Source organism: Streptomyces sp. NPDC091289, from assembly GCF_044757365.1.
Lineage (GTDB): Bacteria > Actinomycetota > Actinomycetes > Streptomycetales > Streptomycetaceae > Streptomyces.
Window position 1 is genome coordinate 198,743 of sequence record NZ_JBIVUT010000016.1, and the last position, 20,848, is coordinate 219,590.

Genomic DNA, 20,848 nt, shown 5'->3' on the forward strand with positions numbered 1-20,848 from the left:
CTGCGCAGCCCCGGGGATGTCCGGGCGGCGGTGGCCCCGGCCGGCTAGTCGGCGTCCGGCCCGTACACCTCGACGTTGTCCTTGACGCGGCGCACGTGGATGCAGTCCCCGGGGCACTCCTTGGCCGAATCCACGACGTCCTGGAGGAGCGGCAGCGGCACCGGAGTGGTCGCCCCCGGGTTCTGCAGGAGCTCGTCGTCGCCGCTCTTCACATACGCCAGGCCGTCGATGTCCAGCTCGAAGACATCGGGGGCGTACTGCACACAGATGCCGTCGCCCGTACAGAGGTCCTGGTCGATCCAGACCTCCAGGTCCTGCGTGTCACTGTCGCCCGGCGAGTCCTGCTGCACGGTCATGTGTCCTGCCGTTCCTGCGTATCTGAACCAATTGGAGCCAGCCCTGACGGGTGTTGAACAGTTCGACGATACAACCGGCGGCTTTCCGGTGCCGCAGGGTGGGTATTCCCTTGACGTGAGGGAGAGCGCAAGGGTGAAGATCGGACACACCCCGCAGTCTTTGTGATCTAGGGGTTTCAATCATCACCCACCCAGGTAGGGTCAGGAAGCGTCCAGCTCCCCATGGAGGAGGTGAGGACCGTGGCAGCCCACGACGACGACATCAACCGCGGCATCCGGCCCGCGCGAGGGTCAGAGGACCCAGCCGGCCAGGTTGCCTATCTCGAGCAGGAAATCGCCGTCCTGCGACGTAAGCTCGCCGACTCTCCGCGTCATACGAGGATTCTCGAAGAGCGGATCGTCGAGTTGCAGACGAACCTGGCAGGCGTGTCCGCACAGAACGAGCGGCTCGCCAACACGCTCCGTGAGGCGCGTGACCAGATCGTGGCCCTCAAGGAGGAGGTCGACCGGCTCGCACAGCCGCCGGCCGGCTTCGGCGTCTTCCTGCAGGCCAACGAGGACGGCACCTGCGACATCTTCACCGGGGGCCGCAAGCTCCGGGTGAACGTCAGTCCCAGTGTCGAGCTCGAGGATCTACGGCGTGGCCAGGAGGTCATGCTCAACGAAGCGCTCAACGTGGTCGAGGCCATGGAGTACGAGCGGGCCGGGGACATCGTCACCCTCAAGGAGATCCTCGAGGACGGCGAGCGCGCCCTGGTGGTCGGGCACACCGATGAGGAGAGGGTGGTGCGGCTGGCCGAGCCACTGCTGGACATCACCATCCGCGCCGGCGACGCCCTGCTCCTGGACTCCAGGTCCGGGTACGTCTACGAGGTGGTCCCCAAGAGCGAGGTCGAGGAGCTCGTCCTCGAAGAGGTCCCGGACATCGACTACGACAAGATCGGCGGCCTGGGAGACCAGATCGAGCTGATCCGCGACGCGGTCGAGCTTCCGTATCTGCACCCCGACCTCTTCAAGGAGCACGAGCTGCGGCCGCCGAAGGGCATCCTGCTCTACGGTCCGCCCGGCTGCGGCAAGACGCTCATCGCCAAGGCCGTCGCCAATTCGCTCGCCAAGAAGGTCGCCGAGGTCACCGGGCAGCCCACGGGGAAGAGCTACTTCCTCAATATCAAGGGCCCCGAGCTCCTCAACAAGTACGTCGGCGAGACCGAGCGGCACATCCGCCTGGTCTTCCAGCGTGCGAGGGAGAAGGCGAGCGAGGGTACCCCCGTCATCGTCTTCTTCGACGAGATGGAGTCCCTCTTCCGCACCCGCGGCAGCGGCGTCAGCTCGGACGTGGAGAACACCATCGTCCCGCAGCTGCTCGCCGAGATCGACGGGGTGGAAGGCCTGGAGAACGTCATCGTCATCGGCGCCTCCAACCGCGAAGACATGATCGACCCCGCCATCCTGCGCCCCGGCCGTCTCGATGTGAAGATCAAGATCGAGCGTCCGGACGCCGAGGCGGCGAAGGACATCTTCGCGAAGTACCTGACCCCGGGGCTTCCGCTGCACGCGGACGATCTGGCCGAGCACACCGGCTCCCGGCCGGCTGCCGCCCACGCCATGATCCAGTCCGTCGTGGAGCGGATGTACACGGAGTCCGAGGAGAACCGCTTCCTCGAGGTCACGTACGCCAACGGCGACAAGGAAGTCCTGTACTTCAAGGACTTCAACTCCGGCGCGATGATTCAGAACATCGTCGACCGGGCAAAGAAAATGGCCATCAAGGCATTCCTGGAACAGGGCCAGAAGGGACTGCGGGTCGCTCATCTCCTGCAGGCCTGCGTGGACGAGTTCAAGGAGAACGAGGACCTGCCGAACACCACCAACCCGGACGACTGGGCCAGGATTTCCGGCAAGAAGGGTGAGCGGATCGTCTTCATCCGCACACTCGTCACCGGAAAGCAGGGCGCGGACACCGGACGCTCCATCGATACGGTGGCCAATACCGGCCAGTACCTGTAATACGCGGACCCGGCTGCGGAAGTCCTCAGGGGCCTCCGCAGCCGGTTGCATTCCCCTGTTCCGGCCATGCCGGAGCAATGTCGTAATGGAGCTCCCCACCGGCGCAGAGGCGCTCTAGGCTCTGCGGTACCGCCGAGTCGCGCAGTGCGGTGACGGGCACCGCACACGCACCGGACACAGCAGCGGTACTTGAGCGTCGCTCCCGGACGGGACCGACGCCGGGCAAGGAGGGCCGCATGACCGTACGGCGAGTAATGGGCATCGAGACGGAGTACGGGATCTCCGTCCCCGGCCACCCCAACGCCAATGCCATGCTCACCTCGTCCCAGATCGTGAACGCCTACGCGGCGGCGATGCACCGGGCGCGACGCGCCCGCTGGGACTTCGAGGAGGAGAACCCGCTGCGTGACGCGCGAGGCTTCGACCTCGCCCGTGAAACCGCCGACTCCAGCCAGCTCACCGACGAGGACATCGGCCTGGCCAATGTCATCCTCACCAACGGTGCCCGGCTCTACGTCGACCACGCGCACCCCGAATACAGCTCCCCGGAGATCACCAATCCGCTCGACGCGGTGCTCTGGGACAAGGCAGGCGAGCGGATCATGGCGGAGGCCGCCGAGCGGGCGGCCGCCATCCCCGGCGCCCAGCCGATCCACCTCTACAAGAACAACACCGACAACAAGGGCGCCTCCTACGGCACGCACGAGAACTACCTCATGCAGCGGGAGACGCCGTTCTCGGACATCGTGCGTCATCTGACGCCGTTCTTCGTCTCGCGCCAGGTCGTCACGGGCGCCGGCCGGGTCGGCATCGGCCAGGACGGACACGAGCACGGCTTCCAGATCAGCCAGCGCGCCGACTACTTCGAGGTCGAGGTCGGCCTGGAGACCACGCTCAAGCGCCCCATCATCAACACCCGGGACGAGCCCCACTCCGACGCCGAGAAGTACCGCCGGCTCCATGTGATCATCGGCGATGCCAACCTCTCGGAGATCTCCACCTATCTCAAGCTCGGCACCACGTCCCTGGTGCTGTCCATGATCGAGGACGCCTTCATCAACGTCGACCTCGCGGTCGACCAGCCCGTGCGCACCCTGCACCAGGTCTCCCACGACCCGGATCTGCGGCAGCTGATCACGCTCCGCAGCGGCCGGACACTCACCGCGGTCCAGCTGCAGATGGAGTACTTCGAGCTGGCCCGCAAGTACGTCGACGAGCGGTACGGCGCGGACGCCGACGAGCAGACCAAGGACATCCTGACCCGCTGGGAGGACACCCTCAACCGGCTGGAGACGGATCCGATGAGTCTGTCGGGCGAGCTGGACTGGATCGCCAAGCGGGAGCTCATGGAGGGCTACCGCCGCCGCGATGCGCTGGACTGGGACGCCCCCCGGCTGCATCTCGTGGACCTCCAGTACGCGGACGTACGGCCCGACAAGGGCCTCTACAACCGTCTGGCGGCCCGCGGGAAGATGAAGCGCCTCCTGGACGAGGACGACGTCACCAGGGCCCGTACGAAGCCTCCGGAGGACACCAGGGCCTACTTCCGGGGCCGCTGCCTGGAGCAGTACGCCGACGACGTGGCGGCGGCCTCCTGGGACTCGGTGATCTTCGACCTGCCGGACCGCGACTCCCTGCAGCGGGTGCCCACCCTGGAGCCGCTGCGCGGGACGAAGGAACACGTGAAGGACCTCCTGGACCGCTGCCGTACGGCGGAGGAGCTGGTCCGGACGCTGTCGGGCGGCTGAAAGGCCTCCGGGCTGGGAATCAATCACCCGAGGCCCGGACGTTGAACAACTACCGGGCCAAATGTCGGACCCCGTGGGTAGGGTCTGATCAAGAGCTTCGATTGCTTCGAACCGAGCGGGGTGAGCTACATGGCGACCAAGGACACCGGCGGCGGACAGCAGAAGGCGACGCGTTCCACCGAGGAGGTCGAGGAGCAGGCGCAGGACGCGCAGGCGTCCGAGGACCTCGCGGAACGCCAGGAGAAGCTGAGCGACGATGTCGACTCGGTTCTGGACGAGATCGACGACGTCCTCGAAGAGAACGCCGAGGACTTCGTGAGGTCATTTGTTCAAAAGGGTGGGCAGTAGTTCGCCAGTGTGAACGTTTGGTAGGGAGCGGGGTGGCGGCGTCCGCCGTCACCCCGCTCGCCGACCGGGCCCGATCGGCGAGCTGCCGGATCGGTGCGGATAACCCCGCCGAACATGTGGATCACTCCCGCCGGGCGGGTAGGGTCCGTGGCATACGTACGTGCTTCAACTGCAATTCGGCCATCGGCAAGTTGGGGGATGATCCTGACTTTCTTGCGCAGGGCCATCGCATACCTGGAGGGAAACGCGTGGAAGCCAACACTCGTAGCACCGGGCGTCTACCAGCTGCCTTCCTGACGCCGGGTTCGTCCTCGTTCATGGACTTCCTGTCCGACCAGTCGCCCGAGATGCTCCCGGGCAACCGGAGCCTGCCGCCGCTCCAGGGGGCCATCGAGGCGCCGCACGGGACGACCATCGTCTCGGCGTCCTTCCCCGGTGGCGTGGTCCTGGCCGGGGACCGGCGCGCCACCATGGGCAACATGATCGCGCAGCGCGACATCGAGAAGGTCTTCCCGGCCGACGAGTACTCCGCGGTGGGCATCGCCGGCACCGCCGGACTGGCCGTGGAGATGGTCAAGCTGTTCCAGCTGGAGCTGGAGCACTTCGAGAAGGTCGAGGGCGCCCAGCTCTCGCTGGAGGGCAAGGCCAACCGCCTCTCCACCATGATCCGCAGCAACCTCGCGATGGCCATGCAGGGCCTCGCCGTGGTGCCCCTGTTCGCGGGTTACGACGTCGACCGCGAGAAGGGCCGCATCTTCTCCTACGACGTCACCGGCGGCCGCTCCGAGGAGACCGGCTACGCCGCCACCGGCTCCGGGTCGATCTTCGCCCGTAACGCCATGAAGAAGCTCTACCGCGAGGACCTGACGGAGGAGCAGGCCCTCACCCTGGTCGTGCAGGCGCTGTACGACGCGGCGGACGACGACTCGGCGACCGGCGGCCCGGACGTGGCCCGCCGCATCTACCCGATCGTCACCGTCATCACCGACGAGGGTTTCCGGAGGCTGACCGACCAGGAGTCCGCCGAGATCGCGCGCTCCATCCTGGAACGCCGACTCGAGCAGCCCGACGGCCCGCGCGCCGCGCTGCTCTGATCCGGACCCCGAGCCTCCCCAGACGCACTCGTCACTGACAGAAAGGGACGGATAGCCGGTGTCGACGCCGTTCTATGTCTCACCCCAGCAGGCCATGGCCGACCGGGCGGAATACGCCCGCAAGGGCATCGCCCGTGGTCGCAGCCTCGTTGTGCTGCAGTACGCCGACGGCATTGTGTTCGTCGGCGAGAACCCGTCCCGTGCCCTGCACAAGTTCAGCGAGATCTATGACCGGATCGGCTTCGCGGCCGCCGGCAAGTACAACGAGTACGAGAACCTCCGCATCGGCGGCGTGCGCTACGCCGATCTGCGCGGATACACCTACGACCGGGACGATGTGACGGCCCGTGGGCTGGCCAACGTCTACGCCCAGACGCTCGGCACCATCTTCTCCAGTGCGGCCGAGAAGCCGTACGAGGTGGAGCTGGTGGTCGCCGAGGTCGGCAGTGAGGCCGAGGGCGACCAGATCTACCGGCTGCCGCACGACGGTTCGATCGTGGACGAGCACGGCTCGGTCGCGGTCGGCGGCAACGCCGAACAGATCAGCAGCTTCCTGGATCAGCGCCACCGCGACGGCATGACGCTCGCCGAGGCGCTCAAACTGGCCGTCCAGGCGCTCTCGCGGGAGCCGGGCGGCGGCGAGCGGGAGATCCCCGCGGAGCGCCTCGAGGTCGCGGTGCTGGACCGCACCCGCCCCCAGCAGCGCAAGTTCAAGCGGATCGTCGGCCGTCAGCTGGCCCGGCTGCTGGACACGGAAGCCGCCGGCAGCACGCCGACGGACGCCCCGTCCGACATCGAGGACAACGACTCGACCGACAGCTCCGACAGCTCCGGCAGCAGCACCCCCGACTCCACGGAGGAGACGGAGAAGTAGGCGAGCGGTGCCCCGGGCCCGGCCCGGGGCACCGTCATGCCCGGGCCGCGGGCGGCGGCGCCGTGGAGCCGCGTACGACGAGCTCCACCGGCAGACCGCCCGGCTCGACGGGGCGGCCGTCCAGCACCGCGAGCAGCGCCTCCATGCCCCGCTCCCCGACCTGCTCCGCCGGCAGCCGCACCGTGGTCAGCTCCGGCTCCAGCGCGGTGGCCAGCGCCAGGTCGTCGAATCCGGTGACCGACAGTTCGTCCGGCACCCGCAGCCCCAGCCTGCGGGCCGCCTTGCAGGCGCCGGCGGCCAGGATGTCGTCGTCGCAGACGATCGCGGTGGGCCGGTCGCCGGTGACCGCCAACGCCTGTTCGGCGGCCTCGCGCCCCGCCCGTACGTCCAGCGGGGCCCGTACGGTACGCACCGTCGCGTCCGGTACGCCGCCCAACGCGTCGTGCAGCGCCTCGGCCCGCACCGCGAACGTCCAGGTGTCCACAGCGGACGCCAGATGCAGGAAACGGCGGTGGCCGAGCCCCAGCAGATGGTCCGTCACCTGCCGCATCCCGTCGGCGATGTCGAGGTTCACCCGGGCGGCGGGCCCGGTGCCCGAGGGATCGCTGTCCAGCATCACCAGCGGCAGATCCGCCCCGTGCAACGCCCCCAGCGCGTCGGCGGCCATCGAGGACGCGATGACCCCGTCGAGCGCCGCGCGGGCCGAGGCGAACGGGTCCCGGGCCGGTCCCGTGCCGTCCGGTGAGGGATAGAGCACCACGCCGAAGTCGTGCTCGGCGGCGAGCGCCGCCGCCCCGGCGTACACCCGGGCGAAGAACTCGTTGGTGAGCGCGGGCACCACCAGCAAGGCGGTCCTGGTGCGGCCGAGCCGCAGACTGCGGGCCGCCAGATTGGGCCGGTAGCCGATCTCCGCCGCGGTGTCCCGGACCCGCTGGGCGGTGGCCTCCGACACCCTGCCGGGCCACTTCTCGCCGAGCACCAGGGAGACCGTCGCCTGGGAGACGCCCGCCGCGCGGGCCACGTCGCGGCTGGTGGGCCGGGCGGGGACGGGCTGCTGCGCGCTGGTCACTCGTGCCTCCGTGCGAGATGTTTCCGTAACGCCGCGAGGTGGACCCGCGAACTGCGCACATGGTACGTATGAACCTCGACGTTATACGTAACACTTCGGCGGCGGCACAGTCGGCCGGCCGGAGCGGAGAGGGGCGGGGAATGGCCGCGGGATATCTGGACATCCTCCGGGCGCGGCATGCCGCCCGGCTGCTGACGGGCACCCTGGTGGGGCGGCTGCCCAACGGCACCGCGCACATCGCGATCGTGCTGTTCACCCGGGCGGAGGGCGGCAGCTACACCCTGGCCGGCGCGCTCGCCGCCGCCTACGGCCTCGCCACCGCCGTCGGGCAGCCGCTGCTCGGCCGGGCGGTGGACCTGTACGGGCAGCCGCGCGTCCAGCTCCCGGCCGCCGTGGTCTCCGCCCTCGGCATGTCCCTGCTGGCCCTCAGCGGACTCGGATCGCTCCCGCTGGCCTACCTCGCCGTCATCGTCGCCGGTGTCGCCACACCGCCGCTGGAGGGCGGCCTGCGGGCCCTGTGGCCCAGCGTCCTCAAGGGCGAGGACCAGGTGCACCGGGCCTACGCCATGGACGCCGTGGCGCAGGAGATCATGTTCACCGTCGGACCGCTCCTGGTGACGCTGCTCGTCTCGCTCTGGTCCCCGGCCGCCGCCCTGCTCGTCATCAACGCCATCGGCGTCCTCGGCGCGCTCTCGGTCATCCTCTCCGAACCCTCGCGCACCTGGCGCTCCGCACCCCGCGAGGCGCACTGGCTCGGCGCGCTGCGCTCGCCCGGACTCCTCGCCCTGCTCGGCGCGTTCTTCTTCGTCGGGCTCGCCCTCGGCTCCATCACGGTGGCCGGAGTGGCCTACGCCGACGACCACGGCCGGGAGTCGGTGTACGGCTGGCTGATGGCCGCACTCGGCCTCGGCGCGCTGATCGGCGGCCTGGCCTACGGGGCCCGGCAGTGGGCCGGTGTGCCCGAGAAGCGGCTGCGGGTCATCGTCGGACTGCTGGCGCTGGGCTATCTGCCGCTGACGCTCACCCCCTCGGTGCCCGTCATGACCGCCCTCGCCGCCCTCGCCGGAGTGTTCCTCGCACCGGCCATCGCCTGCTCCTTCATCGTGGTCGACCGGCACGCCCCGCGCGGCACGGTGACGGAGGCGTTCTCCTGGCTCGTCACCACGTTCGGCGTGGGCGCCGCCGTCGGTACGGCCGTCGCGGGACCGGCCGTCGAACTCGGCTCGACCGCCTGGGGCTTCGCCGTCGCGGGGGTCGGGGGAGTGGCCGCCCTGGTGGTCCTGCTGGCCACCGGAAGGCTCCTCGCGGCCCCCGTCCGTACGCCCGCCGTGGTGACGGGATCGGAAAATGATCGAAACGGTGCCGTCGAACCCGGTTTCAGCTCAGGCCATAAGGCGTAATGTTCAGTCATGGACCGCCGCATTTTCGGGCTGGAGAACGAGTACGGCGTCACGTGCACGTTCAGGGGACAGCGCCGACTGTCACCTGACGAAGTGGCGCGCTACCTCTTCCGCCGTGTTGTGTCATGGGGCCGCAGCAGCAACGTCTTTCTGCGGAACGGCGCCCGCCTCTACCTCGACGTGGGATCGCATCCGGAATATGCAACCCCCGAATGCGACAACGTGACCGAACTCGTCACGCACGACAAGGCGGGCGAGCGCATTCTCGAAGGCCTGCTCGTCGACGCCGAACGCCGCCTGCACGAGGAGGGAATCGCGGGCGACGTCTATCTCTTCAAGAACAACACCGACTCGGCGGGAAACTCCTACGGCTGCCACGAGAACTACCTCGTGGCCCGGCACGGAGAATTCTCCCGGCTCGCGGACATCCTCATTCCGTTCCTCGTCACCAGGCAGCTGATCTGCGGTGCGGGCAAGGTGCTCCAGACCCCGCGCGGCGCGGTCTACTGCGTCAGCCAGCGTGCCGAGCACATCTGGGAGGGCGTCAGCTCCGCGACCACCCGCTCCCGGCCGATCATCAACACCCGCGACGAACCTCACGCCGACGCCGAGCGGTACCGCCGCCTCCACGTCATCGTCGGTGACTCGAACATGTCCGAGACGACCATGCTGCTCAAGGTCGGCGCCACCGACCTGGTGCTCCGCATGATCGAGGCGGGCACCGTGATGCGCGACCTGACCCTGGAGAACCCGATCCGGGCGATCCGCGAGGTCAGCCACGACCTCACCGGACAGCGCAAGGTGCGCCTGGCCAGCGGCCGGGAGGCCTCGGCCATCGAGGTCCAGCGGGAGTACTACGAGAAGGCCGTGGACTTCGTCGAGCGCCGGGGCATCCGCACCGGCACCGTCGAGCAGGTCCTGGAGCTGTGGGGCCGCACCCTGGACGCGATCGAGGCCGAGGACCTCGACCGGATCGACACCGAGATCGACTGGGTCATGAAGTACAAGCTCATCGAGCGGTACCGGGCCAAGCACAACATGACCATGTCGAACCCGCGGGTCGCCCAGATAGACCTCGCCTACCACGACATCCACCGCCGCCGAGGCCTCTTCTACCTCCTGGAGCGCAAGGGGCAGACCGCCCGCATCTGCAACGACCTGAAGATCTTCGAGGGCAAGTCGGTGCCCCCGCAGACCACCCGGGCGCGGCTGCGCGGCGACTTCATCCGCAGGGCCCAGGAACAGCGGAGGGACTTCACCGTCGACTGGGTCCACCTCAAGCTCAACGACCAGGCGCAGCGCACGGTGCTGTGCAAGGACCCGTTCCGTTCCGTGGACGAGAGGGTGGAGAAGCTCATCGCGGGCATGTGACCGGGCCGGCCCGCGGGAGCCGGACCGTGGGAGCCGTTCCGTGGGAAATGGCACACATTGTACGCCGGGGCCGACCAGCCCCGGCGTACAGCCGTGTCGGTACCCGTGATGCCGCTGGGGCGAAGTCGTAGAGTGGCGGGAGTGCCCGGAACCCCCCTACGCGAGTTGGACTGATGATCCCCACGAAAACTGCCCGGCGTGCCGCCGCCGTACTGGTTGTGCCCGCTCTGCTGTTCACCGCCGCCTGTGGTTCCGATTCCGACGACGACGCCGCACCGAAGAAGTCGGGGCCCGTCGCCGAGGTGTCCGGCAAGTTCGGTGCCGAGCCCAAGATCGAGATCCCCAAGGACGCCAAGGTGGCCGGCGACGTCGTCGTGGGCGACGTCTCGACCGGTGACGGCGCCGAGGTGAAGAAGGGCGACATCGTCCGCCTGGACTTCGCCGGCAACATCGAGGCCCTCGGCTCCACCTGGGCCCAGCGGCAGGGCGCCGACCCGAAGGCCCCCCGCGCCCAGGTCGTGCAGGAGGTCGGCCAGCAGGGACAGATGCTGCCGACCAAGGTCGCGGACGCGCTGACCGGCCGCAAGGTCGGCAGCCGGGTCCAGGTCGAGGGCACCGCCGAGGCGATCGTCGGCGAGCAGCTGAACCCGCAGTCCGGGATCAAGCCCACCGACCCGCTGGTCTGGGTCGTCGACATCGTCAACGCCAAGAAGGTCGACAAGAAGGGCGAGGCCAAGGGGGACCAGGCCGCGAGCAAGGCCGGGACGCCCGAAGTGAAGGCCGCGTCGCAGAAGGCCGCGACGATCACCATTCCCAAGGGTGAGAAGGCCCCGAAGGACCTTCAGGAGCAGGTGCTGATCAAGGGCGACGGTGCCGCGGTCAAGGCCGGTGAGGGCCTGGTCGTCCAGTACACCGGTGTGAAGTGGGAGGACGGCGAGAAGTTCGACTCCTCCTGGGACCACGGTGGCGCCAGCGCCTTCCCGATCGGTGTCGGCGGTGTCATCCAGGGCTGGGACAAGGGTCTCGTCGGCAAGCACGTCGGCGACCGGGTCCTGCTGACCATCCCGCCGAACCAGGCCTACGGCGCCGACCCCTCGAACCAGCTGGCCAAGAACAACCTGGTCTTCGTCGTCGACATCCTCGGTACTGTCTGAGCGACGGGGCGACCCGTGCGAGACTTGTGGGGTTTGTCCCCAAGATTCTTTTAGGAGCAGTTCAGTGAGCATCGAGAAGCCCGAGGTCGACTTCCCGGGCGGCGAGCCGCCGGCCGATCTGGAGATCAAGGACATCTGGGAGGGCGACGGCGAGGTGGCCCAGGCCGGCCAGCAGGTCTCCGTCCACTACGTGGGCGTGTCCTTCTCCACCGGCGAGGAGTTCGACGCCTCCTGGAACCGCGGCACCCCGCTGCAGTTCCAGCTCGGCGCCGGTCAGGTCATCTCCGGCTGGGACAAGGGCGTCCAGGGCATGAAGGTCGGCGGCCGTCGCCAGCTGACCATCCCCGCGCACCTCGCCTACGGCGACCGCGGCGCCGGCGGCAAGATCGCCCCGGGCGAGACGCTGATCTTCGTCTGCGACCTCGTCGCGGTCTGATCCGTTCCGGTTGTACGTATGAGGGCCCCCGCCGCACGGCGGGGGCCCTCGTCGCTGTCCGGCGGCGCCCTCCACCGCTCGGCGGACCGCGGCCCGGCTTTGGTCCCCACACCCCGGGGGCGGTACGGTCGACGGTCGTAGAGCAACAAGAGAAAGGGCGTCGATGGCGATTGCCAAGGCCGAGCGGTTGATGAACCTCGCGCTGTGCCTGCTGGGGACCCGGCGCCCGCTCAGCAAGCGCGAACTCCGCGGATCCATCGAGGCCTACCTCGAAGCAGGCTCCGACGACTCCTTCAACCGGATGTTCGAGCGCGACAAGGACGATCTGCGCGAGCTCGGCCTCGTCATCGAGACCGTCGAGAACCTCGACGGCGACACCGGATACCTGGCCCGCCGCGACAGCAACCGGCTGCCGCCCATCACCCTGGACGCCGAGGAGGCTGCCGCCCTCGGCCTCGCCGCCAAGGTCTGGCAGCAGGCCCGCCTCGCCGGAGCCGCCAGCGGCGCCCTGCAGAAGCTGCGGGCCGCCGGCATGCCCGAGGCCGAGGACGCCTACGAGGTCCACAGCGCCCTCGAACCCCGCATCCCCGTCCACGAGGCCGCCTTCGAGCCCCTCATGCTGGCCTGTCGCGACCGACGCCCCGTCACCTTCGACTACCGCAAGGCCAACTCCGCCCGCCCCGAGCAGCGCCAGGTCGAACCCTGGACCCTCGAGTGCTGGCGCGGCCACTGGTATCTGGCCGGCTGGGACCGCGAGCGCGGCGCCGAACGCGTCTTCCGGCTCTCCCGCATCACCGGCAAGGTCCGCTCCCGTGCCGGAGCCTTCAGCGCCGAGGTGCCCGACGTGGTCACCGTCCGCGAGACCGTCGAGAGCTGGGCCGGCGAGACCGCGACCCGTACCGCCCGGATCCGGCTGCGCGCCGGAGCCGGCTACCCGCTGCGGTCGCGCGCGACCGCCGTACGGGAACGCGGCGACGGCTGGGACGAGCTGGAGATCCCGTACGGGCACGGCCTCGACGCCTGGCTCGTCGAGTTCGGCCCGGACGTCGTCGTGGAGGAACCCGCGGATCTGCGGGCCGATGTGGTGGACCGGCTCCGCGCCGTGGCCAAGGACTAGGGGCAGGGAAACGATGGCCACGAACGCGATCGACCAGACCCGCCGGATGCTGTCCCTCGTGACGTATCTGCGCGAGCGCCCCGGCGCCCACGTCCAGGACGTGGCACGGGCCTTCGGGATCACCGAGGACGAGCTGATCTCGGACCTCGACGTCCTGCCCATGTGCGGCACCAGCTTCCGCGGCGGCGACCTCCTCGACATCGACACCGACGGCGACCGCATCTGGTGGCACAACCCGGACGACGTCGCCGAGCCGCTCCGACTCGCCGCCGACGAGGCCACCGCGCTGCTCGTCGCCGCCCGCGCCGTCGCCACCCTGCCCGGACTGCGCGAGAGCGACCGGCTCGCCCTCGTCCGCGCGACCGCCAAGCTGGAGACGGCCGCCGGTGAGTCCGGGGCGGCCAGCTCCCGGCTCTCGGTGACCTTCGAGGCCGAGGGCGGCGTCTTCGCCGACGTCGACCGGGCCATCTCGGAGCGCCGCCGGCTCTGGCTGCGCTACTACTCTCCCGCCCGCGACGAACTCACCGAGCGCGAGGTCGACCCGATCCGGCTCTTCGCCGTCGGCCACACCTATATGGAGGGCTGGTGCCGGCTCTCCGAGGCCCGCCGGACCTTCCGGCTGGACCGGGTCGCCGAGATCCGGCTCCTCGACGCCCCCGCCGCCCCGCCCGAGCTGGAGCTGCGCGACCTGTCCGCGGGGCTGGTCCAGCCCGCCGCCGAGGACCCGGAAGTCGTGATCGAAGTCGGCACCGGCGGCCGCTGGGTCGCCGAGTACTATCCGCACGACTCCGCCGAGGAACTCCCCGACGGCGGCCTGCGGATCACCCTGCGCACCCCGGACCCGGCCTCGCTGCGCCGGCTCGCCCTGCGGCTCGGCGGTGACGGCCGCATCGTCACCCCGCCGGAGCTCGCGGACAGCGCCCGCGCGGCCGCCCGGGAGGCGCTCGCCGCCTACGAGGACGCGGTCTGAGACCCGGGGAGGGGAGAACACGATGAACCGGACGTTCCTGTTCCCGGCCGCCGTCACCACCGGGATCCGCCCGGCGCCCCTGCCCGGCACCGGCACCGGTCCCGCCTCCGGACCCGTCCCCGTGCCGGTACCCGCCGCCGTACGCTTCCGGGCCGCCTGCCCCGACTGCCGCGGGCGCTTCGAGCTGGCCGCCGCCGCGCTGCGCCTGGCGATCGGCGCCACCAGCCGCACCACCTTCTACACCTTCACCTGCCCCGAGTGCGGCGCCTCGGTCCGCAAGCCGGCCGGGGAGCGCATCATCGAACTGCTCACCGGCGGCGGCGTACGGACCCTGCGCCTGCACACCGCCCTGTAGCGCCCCGGCCCATCCCGGCCACAGCGCCCGTAGGAAGCCCGCAGGAATCCCGTACGAAGAAGAGGCACCGCCGAATGTTCTGGCCCATGCTCGCCATCGCCCTCGGATTCCTGGGCATCGCCGTGCTCGGTGTGCTCGGCATCAAGGTCTTCGTCGAGGCCCAGCGTCTCGGCCGACAGGTCACGGTCACCACCGAGCGCATCAACCGGGCGTCGGAGGACCTGGAACGGGCCGCGACCCGCCTCGCGGCCACCGGCGACGGCCTGCGATAACGGTCCCTGGGGCCTGATGTTCGACAGCACCGGGGGGTACGCTGCATGGGTCGGCCCAGGCAGGGAGGTGCGGGCCGCAAGCCGGAGTACGCACGGGCATTGCCTCGCGTTTACTCCCGCGGGTTACGATCGCTGCCAAGCGCAACGATCGGACGTAGGCCCGGTCGAACGGGTAGCGAGCCCACCCTCCAGCCGCCTCAGTGAGAAGGAAGTCGCACATGATCGGCAATCTGAAGCCCCTCGAGATCGTTCTGATCATCGCTGTCGTCCTGCTGCTCTTCGGTGCCAAGAAGCTTCCCGACATGGCGCGCTCGCTCGGCAAGTCGGCCCGCATCCTCAAGAGCGAGGCCAAGGCCATGAAGAAGGACGACGCGGCGACCGCGACGCCCACGACGGAGACCGTCGAGGACCCGGCGCCCCCGCAGTCCACCACCGCGCGCACCATCCAGGCCGCTCCGGGAGACGTCACCAGCTCCCGCCCGGTCAGCGAGCCCAAGCCCACCACCCAGAGCTGACAACCGGCGCGCTCCGCCGACAGCCGCCGCACGAGACGAGGGAAGTGGGTTGCTCAAGTCTGCCCGCAAGCAGGAGAAGGACGACGAGGGGCGGATGCCTCTCCTCGATCACCTGCGTGAGCTGCGAAACCGGCTGCTGAAGGCCGTGCTGGCGATCGTCGTGGTGATGATCGTGGCGGCGTTCTACCAGAAGGAGATCTACGAGTTCCTTCTGCGCCCCCTTCTCGAATCCGTCGGGTGCAAGGACGGCGTGGTCGTCGCCGTCAACGGCAAGCCCTGCGCACTGCTGAAGACCAACACCCTGCTGGCGCCGTTCACCAACGCCCTCAAGGTCGCCCTGATGTCCGGTGTCCTGCTGGCCACCCCGGTCTGGCTGTACCAGCTGTGGGCCTTCGTGGCCCCCGGGCTGCACAAGGGCGAGAAGCGCTACGCCTACGCCTTCGCCGTCGTGGGCGCGCCCCTCTTCATCTCCGGTGGCTACCTCGCGTACGCGATCCTGCCGCAGACCGCCGAGATCATGCTCGGGTTCAGCCCCGAGAACGTGCAGAACCAGATCGAGCTCGACAGCTATCTGGATCTGCTGGTCCGCATGGTGATCGTCTTCGGTATCGCCTTCGAACTGCCGCTGCTGCTCATCGCGCTCAATATGACCGGTGTCGTCTCCGGCAAGAGGATGCTCGGCTGGTGGCGCGGAATGATCGTGGGCCTCACCGCCTTCGCGGCCATCGCGACCCCCGGTGGCGAACCGGTTTCCATGCTGCTTCTCGCTGGCCCGCTCGCTGTCCTCTACTTCATCGCCGTCGGCTTCTCCCTGCTGAACGACAAGCGGCGCAACCGCGGCAACCCCGACGCCGAGCTCAGCGACGACGAGGCCTCGGATCTCGATCTGACGCCCGAGCCCGTCGGGAGCGTGGAGCCGGCCCCCTCCCGCCCCGCACTTCCGGGGCAGGCATCCGGCGAGGCGGACGGTCCCGGATCGCAGCGGCTCAACGGTTACGACGACATCACCTGACCTTGTAAGGTCCGGCGGGTGACCAGCGAGATCACCCTCTTCGTCAATCCCACCGCAGGACGCGGCCGGGGCGCGCACGCCGCGCAGCCGGCCGCTTCCGCGTTGCGGGACGCCGGATTCTCCGTCCGTACGGTGCTGGGCGAGGACGCCGACGACGCCCTGCGCCGGGCCCGCGAGGCCGTCGCGGCGGGGACCGGGGCGCTGATAGCCGTGGGCGGGGACGGGCTGATGTCCCTCGCCCTCCAGGCCGTCGCGGGGACGAGTACGCCGCTGGGCGTCGTCGCCGTCGGCACCGGCAACGACGTCGCCCGCGCGCTGGGCCTGCCGATCCGCGCCCCGGCCGCCGCCGGACGGCTGGCCGCGCGGGCGCTCAAGGAGGGCGGCCACCGCGACATCGACCTCGGTCGGGTCGGGGACCGCTGGTTCGGCTCCGTCCTCGCCTCCGGGTTCGACTCCCGGGTCAACGACCGCGGCAACCGGCTGCGCTTCGTCGGCGGACGGTTCAAGTACGACCTCGCCATCCTCGCCGAACTGGCCGCCTTCCGGCCGATCCCGTACCGGATCCGGCTCGACGGGGGCGAGGTCACCGAGATCGAGGCCACGCTCATCGCGGTGGGCAACGGGACCACGTACGGCGGGGGCATGCGGATCTGTGCCGACGCCGAGATGGACGACGGGCTCTTCGACGTGACTGTGGTGGGGGAGTGCACCCGCACCACGCTCCTCAAGGTCTTCCCGAAGGTCTACAGGGGCACGCACCTGGGCCACCCCGCCGTCACCGTGCACCGGGTCTCCTCGATCGAGCTGGCGGCGGCCGGGGTCACGGCGTACGCGGACGGCGAACCGCTGGGCGCGCTGCCGCTCACCGCCACCTGCGTACCGGGCGCCGTACGGGTGCTCACCGGGTCAAAGACCAAGGGCATTTAAAGATCGCGCTGAGTGTCGGAGGTGGCGGGTAGGCTCGTACGCAAGATGACAGAGGACCTCTCACCAGCTGAGCGATACGAGGCATCCCGCGCCCGCGCGGCCGAGATGGCGACGGCCCTCGGGCCCTTCCGCGAGATGTACGAGTTCGGCCTGGACCCGTTCCAGATCGAGGCCTGCCAGGCCCTTGAGGCGGGCAAGGGGGTGCTGGTCGCGGCCCCCACCGGGTCGGGCAAGACGATCGTCGGCGAGTTCGCCGTGCATCTGGCCCTGGAGCAGGGCCGCAAGTGCTTCTACACCACGCCGATCAAGGCACTGTCCAACCAGAAGTTCGCCGATCTGGTCAAGCGGTACGGCGCGGACAAGGTCGGCCTGCTGACCGGCGACAACAGCGTCAACTCCGAGGCGCCGGTGGTCGTGATGACCACCGAGGTCCTGCGGAACATGCTGTACGCGGGCTCCCAGTCGCTCTCCGGCCTCGGCTATGTGGTCATGGACGAGGTGCACTACCTCTCCGACCGTTTCCGGGGCGCGGTGTGGGAGGAAGTGATCATTCACCTCCCGGAGTCGGTGACGCTGGTCTCCCTGTCGGCGACCGTCTCCAACGCGGAGGAGTTCGGCGACTGGCTGGACACCGTGCGCGGCGACACCGAGGTGATCGTCTCCGAGCACCGCCCGGTGCCGCTCTGGCAGCACGTGATGGCCGGCCGCAAGATGTACGACCTCTTCGAGGAGGCCACCGACCACGGAGGCCGGGGCGCCGGACGGCGCGAGGTCAACCCGGACCTGGTCCGCCTCGCCCGGCAGGAGAGCCAGAACGTCTACAACCCGCGCGACCGCCGCCGCGGCAAGATGGTGCGCGAGGCCGACCGCGAGCGCGAGAGGCGTCAGCGCGGCCGGATCTGGACGCCCGGCCGGCCCGAGGTCATCGACCGGCTGGACAACGAGGGCCTGCTGCCCGCCATCACCTTCATCTTCAGCCGGGCCGGCTGCGAGGCCGCCGTCCAGCAGTGCCTGTACGCCGGACTCCGCCTCAACGACGAGGACAAGCGCCGGCTGGTCCGGGAGATCGTCGAGGAGCGGACCGCGTCCATCCCCGGCGAGGACCTGCACGTCCTGGGCTACTACGAGTGGCTCGAAGGCCTGGAGCGCGGCATCGCCGCACACCACGCGGGCATGCTCCCGACCTTCAAGGAGGTCGTCGAGGAGCTGTTCGTCAAGGGTCTGGTGAAGGCCGTCTTCGCGACCGAGACCCTGGCGCTCGGCATCAACATGCCCGCGCGCTCGGTGGTGTTGGAGAAGCTCGTCAAGTGGAACGGCGAGCAGCACGCCGACATCACCCCCGGCGAGTACACCCAGCTCACCGGCCGGGCCGGACGCCGCGGCATCGACGTCGAGGGCCATGCGGTGGTCCTGTGGCAGCGCGGCATGGACCCGACGGCGCTGGCCGGCCTCGCCGGGACGCGTACGTATCCGCTGCGCTCCAGCTTCCGCCCCTCGTACAACATGGCGGTCAATCTGGTGCAGCAGTTCGGGCGGCACAGGTCCCGGGAACTGCTGGAGACCTCGTTCGCCCAGTTCCAGGCCGACAAGTCCGTCGTCGGGATCTCCCGGCAGGTCCAGCGCAACGAGGAGGGCCTCGAGGGTTACCAGGAGGGCATGACCTGCCACCTCGGCGACTTCGAGGAGTACGCGCGGCTGCGCCGCGACCTCAAGGACCGCGAGACGGAGCTGGCCAAGCAGGGTGCGGCGCAGCGGCGGGCGGCGGCGGCCTCCTCGCTGGAGAAGCTGAAGCCGGGGGATGTCATCCATGTGCCCACGGGGAAGTTCGCGGGGCTCGCCCTGGTGCTGGATCCCGGGCTGCCCGCGGGGCGGGCCAACGGGCACCGCGGGTTCGACCACCACGACGGGCCGCGTCCGCTGGTGCTGACCGCCGAGCGGCAGGTCAAGCGGTTGGCCTCGATGGACTTCCCGGTGCCCGTGGAGGCGCTGGACCGGATGCGGGTCCCGAAGTCGTTCAACCCGCGCTCACCGCAGTCCCGGCGCGATCTGGCCTCCGCGCTGCGGTCCAAGGCCGGACACATCGTGCCCGACCGGCACCGCAAGGGGCGGGCGCCGGCCGCCGACGACCGCGAGATCGCCCGGCTGCGGACCGAGCTGCGCGCCCACCCGTGCCACGGGTGCGACGAGCGGGAGGACCACGCGCGGTGGGCCGAGCGCTACCACCGGCTGCAGCGGGACACCCGGCAGCTGGAGAAGCGGATCGAGGGCCGGACGAACACGATCGCCCGGACCTTCGACCGGATCGTCGCGCTCCTCACCGAGCTGGACTACCTCCGGGGCAACGAGGTCACCGCGAACGGGCGGCGGCTGGCCCGGTTGTACGGGGAGTTGGACCTGCTCGCCAGTGAGTGCCTGCGGGAGGGGGTCTGGGAAGGGCTCAACCCCGCTGAACTGGCGGCTTGCGTCTCGGCGCTGGTGTACGAGGCACGGCAGGCCGATGACGCGGTCGCGCCGAAGCTGCCGTCCGGTCCCGCGAAGGTCGCCATGGGCGAGATGGTGCGGATCTGGGGGCGGCTGGATGCCCTGGAGGAGGACTTCAAGATCAACCAGGCGGAGGGGGTCGGGCAGCGCGAGCCCGATCTCGGCTTCGCCTGGGCGGTCTACATGTGGGCCTCCGGCCGGACGCTGGACGAGGTGCTGCGCGAGGCGGAGATGCCGGCGGGGGACTTCGTACGGTGGTGCAAGCAGGTGATCGACGTGCTGGGGCAGGTGGCCGCGGCGGCTCCTCGGGATGCGGGGGCCGGGGCGTCCGGTGTGGCGAAGAACGCGCGTAAGGCGGTGGATGCGGTGTTGCGGGGGGTGGTGGCCTACAGCTCGGTCGGGTGACCGGGCTGTAGTTCGGGGCTCCGCCCCGGACCCCGCTCCTCAAGCGCCGGAGGGGCTGGGAAGCGACCGCCGGAGGGGCTGGAAGAGGGGCGGGGCTTGTCGGGGGTTTCGGGGGTTGTCGTCGTGGTCAGGTGCTGCGGCTCTTGGCCGCGGCTCCCGCGCAGACCATGCCCAGGAGGACCACCAGTCCGCCGACGATGATGTTGTTGATCACGATCCCTGCGTCGGGGCTGCTGCCCACCACCCAGCTCGACACGATGATCCACGCACCGATCGCGCAGAGCGCCCAGCTCAGGCCGGCCATGCGCTCGGGCATCACGGTGAAGCCGAGGGCCAGGACCGCGATGGCGATACCCATCACCAGGTTGTGCGTCACCAGGGCCGGCTGGCTGGCCGTGAAGTGGAGCACCCACGGGGAAACGGCGCAGTAGAGACCGACGAGGAACACCGGCGCGTCTACCAGCGCCACATCACGGCCGCCCATCACGCGGTCGTACCGCGCACGCATTTCGGAGGCATCGGGGTGGCCCGATATATCGCTCCTCGCGTGTGAGACGTTGCTCATGAGATTTCGTCTCCTTCGTTCCTGCGGGCCCCGCCGCCGTGCGGATGGATGCGGCAGGCACCCTTTCCTCTATGGTGCTCTTATCTGGCGCTTATGTGTATATTTCGGGAGATATTTTCGAGGGGGAATCTCAGGAGACCCGGGGCCTCGGCGTCCAGCCGGGCGGCCAGAGCGAAGAGGTCCTCCGCGGCCTGCCCGTTGGGCTGGAAGTGCAGCGCCCACGCACGACGAGGGGCGGGGGGGGGGGGGGGGGGGGGGGGCCCCCCCCCCCCCCCCGGGGGGGGGGGGGGGGGGGGGGGGGGGGCCCCCGCCCCCCCCCCCCGGCGGGCCGGTACATCAACTCCGGGCCGCCCGCGGGCGGTCTGCCGGACG

Annotated in this window: 20 protein-coding genes and 1 pseudogene; 18 read left to right on the top strand and 3 right to left on the bottom strand. The window is 69.9% G+C overall.

The annotated features are described in order from the left end of the window. Nucleotides 1-44 precede the first annotated feature (44 nt). Complete coding sequence (locus ACIQPT_RS22695; protein WP_401157837.1) at nucleotides 45-356, bottom strand: ferredoxin; 312 nt, start codon at nucleotides 354-356, stop codon at nucleotides 45-47. Nucleotides 357-596: 240 nt separating this feature from the next. Here ACIQPT_RS22695 and arc point away from each other — a divergent pair, with 240 nt between their 5' ends. From arc to prcA, 6 genes and pseudogenes are all read left to right on the top strand, one after another. Continuing rightward, nucleotides 597-2,363, top strand: coding sequence for a proteasome ATPase (arc, locus tag ACIQPT_RS22700; protein ID WP_401157839.1), 1,767 nt, complete (start codon nucleotides 597-599; stop codon nucleotides 2,361-2,363). 236 nt (nucleotides 2,364-2,599) lie between these two features. Then, entirely contained in the window at nucleotides 2,600-4,111 is a 1,512-nt protein-coding gene (gene dop / locus ACIQPT_RS22705) for a depupylase/deamidase Dop (protein ID WP_164614706.1), read from the top strand. 129 nt (nucleotides 4,112-4,240) lie between these two features. Beyond that, entirely contained in the window at nucleotides 4,241-4,459 is a 219-nt protein-coding gene (locus tag ACIQPT_RS22710) for a ubiquitin-like protein Pup (protein WP_003970166.1), read from the top strand. Between the two features lie 104 nt (nucleotides 4,460-4,563). Further along, nucleotides 4,564-4,756, top strand: a pseudogene (locus ACIQPT_RS22715) (endonuclease domain-containing protein); the annotation flags it as partial. Further along, nucleotides 4,708-5,553: a proteasome subunit beta gene (gene prcB / locus ACIQPT_RS22720; protein WP_401157843.1), complete on the top strand. Its 846-nt coding sequence runs from the start codon at nucleotides 4,708-4,710 to the stop codon at nucleotides 5,551-5,553. The pseudogene ACIQPT_RS22715 and the gene prcB, both read left to right, overlap by 49 nt. 58 nt (nucleotides 5,554-5,611) lie before the next feature. Further along, the gene (prcA, locus tag ACIQPT_RS22725; RefSeq protein ID WP_401157845.1) at nucleotides 5,612-6,427 is read left to right on the top strand and encodes a proteasome subunit alpha; all 816 of its coding nucleotides are present in this window, start codon (nucleotides 5,612-5,614) and stop codon (nucleotides 6,425-6,427) included. Nucleotides 6,428-6,461: 34 nt separating this feature from the next. Here prcA and ACIQPT_RS22730 read toward each other — a convergent pair whose 3' ends face one another. Next, complete coding sequence (locus ACIQPT_RS22730; protein WP_401157847.1) at nucleotides 6,462-7,496, bottom strand: LacI family DNA-binding transcriptional regulator; 1,035 nt, start codon at nucleotides 7,494-7,496, stop codon at nucleotides 6,462-6,464. 140 nt (nucleotides 7,497-7,636) lie between these two features. Between ACIQPT_RS22730 and ACIQPT_RS22735 the strand changes: the two genes are divergently transcribed. The 12 genes from ACIQPT_RS22735 (at nucleotide 7,637) to ACIQPT_RS22790 (ending at nucleotide 19,911) form a co-directional block, all read left to right on the top strand. Then, nucleotides 7,637-8,896, top strand: a complete 1,260-nt coding sequence (locus ACIQPT_RS22735; protein ID WP_401157849.1) for an MFS transporter — start codon at nucleotides 7,637-7,639, stop codon at nucleotides 8,894-8,896. A gap of 9 nt (nucleotides 8,897-8,905) precedes the next feature. After that, nucleotides 8,906-10,267 carry a Pup--protein ligase gene (gene pafA, locus ACIQPT_RS22740; RefSeq protein ID WP_401157851.1) on the top strand — a complete coding sequence of 454 codons (1,362 nt, stop codon included), beginning with the start codon at nucleotides 8,906-8,908 and terminating at the stop codon, nucleotides 10,265-10,267. Nucleotides 10,268-10,440: 173 nt separating this feature from the next. Further along, nucleotides 10,441-11,421 (top strand): FKBP-type peptidyl-prolyl cis-trans isomerase, encoded by a 981-nt coding sequence (locus ACIQPT_RS22745; RefSeq protein ID WP_401157853.1) that lies wholly within the window; start codon nucleotides 10,441-10,443, stop codon nucleotides 11,419-11,421. Nucleotides 11,422-11,485: 64 nt separating this feature from the next. Next, nucleotides 11,486-11,857 carry an FKBP-type peptidyl-prolyl cis-trans isomerase gene (locus ACIQPT_RS22750; RefSeq protein WP_401157855.1) on the top strand — a complete coding sequence of 124 codons (372 nt, stop codon included), beginning with the start codon at nucleotides 11,486-11,488 and terminating at the stop codon, nucleotides 11,855-11,857. Nucleotides 11,858-12,020: 163 nt separating this feature from the next. After that, nucleotides 12,021-12,974: a YafY family protein gene (locus tag ACIQPT_RS22755; protein ID WP_103531952.1), complete on the top strand. Its 954-nt coding sequence runs from the start codon at nucleotides 12,021-12,023 to the stop codon at nucleotides 12,972-12,974. Between the two features lie 13 nt (nucleotides 12,975-12,987). Next, the gene (locus tag ACIQPT_RS22760) at nucleotides 12,988-13,944 is read left to right on the top strand and encodes a YafY family protein (RefSeq protein WP_030583605.1); all 957 of its coding nucleotides are present in this window, start codon (nucleotides 12,988-12,990) and stop codon (nucleotides 13,942-13,944) included. Between the two features lie 22 nt (nucleotides 13,945-13,966). After that, on the top strand, nucleotides 13,967-14,299 hold the full coding sequence (locus ACIQPT_RS22765; RefSeq protein WP_401157858.1) for a hypothetical protein: 333 nt from the start codon (nucleotides 13,967-13,969) through the stop codon (nucleotides 14,297-14,299). A 74-nt stretch (nucleotides 14,300-14,373) separates the two neighbouring features. Then, nucleotides 14,374-14,571 carry a hypothetical protein gene (locus tag ACIQPT_RS22770; protein WP_137232198.1) on the top strand — a complete coding sequence of 66 codons (198 nt, stop codon included), beginning with the start codon at nucleotides 14,374-14,376 and terminating at the stop codon, nucleotides 14,569-14,571. Between the two features lie 218 nt (nucleotides 14,572-14,789). Further along, on the top strand, nucleotides 14,790-15,086 hold the full coding sequence (tatA, locus tag ACIQPT_RS22775; RefSeq protein ID WP_401157860.1) for a Sec-independent protein translocase subunit TatA: 297 nt from the start codon (nucleotides 14,790-14,792) through the stop codon (nucleotides 15,084-15,086). 49 nt (nucleotides 15,087-15,135) lie between these two features. Beyond that, entirely contained in the window at nucleotides 15,136-16,098 is a 963-nt protein-coding gene (tatC, locus tag ACIQPT_RS22780; protein WP_401157862.1) for a twin-arginine translocase subunit TatC, read from the top strand. Nucleotides 16,099-16,116: 18 nt separating this feature from the next. Then, entirely contained in the window at nucleotides 16,117-17,025 is a 909-nt protein-coding gene (locus ACIQPT_RS22785; RefSeq protein ID WP_401157864.1) for a diacylglycerol kinase, read from the top strand. A 45-nt stretch (nucleotides 17,026-17,070) separates the two neighbouring features. After that, nucleotides 17,071-19,911, top strand: coding sequence for a DEAD/DEAH box helicase (locus tag ACIQPT_RS22790; protein WP_401157866.1), 2,841 nt, complete (start codon nucleotides 17,071-17,073; stop codon nucleotides 19,909-19,911). Nucleotides 19,912-20,038: 127 nt separating this feature from the next. Here ACIQPT_RS22790 and ACIQPT_RS22795 read toward each other — a convergent pair whose 3' ends face one another. Further along, nucleotides 20,039-20,476, bottom strand: a complete 438-nt coding sequence (locus ACIQPT_RS22795; protein WP_401157867.1) for an SPW repeat protein — start codon at nucleotides 20,474-20,476, stop codon at nucleotides 20,039-20,041. Between the last annotated feature and the right edge of the window lie 372 nt (nucleotides 20,477-20,848).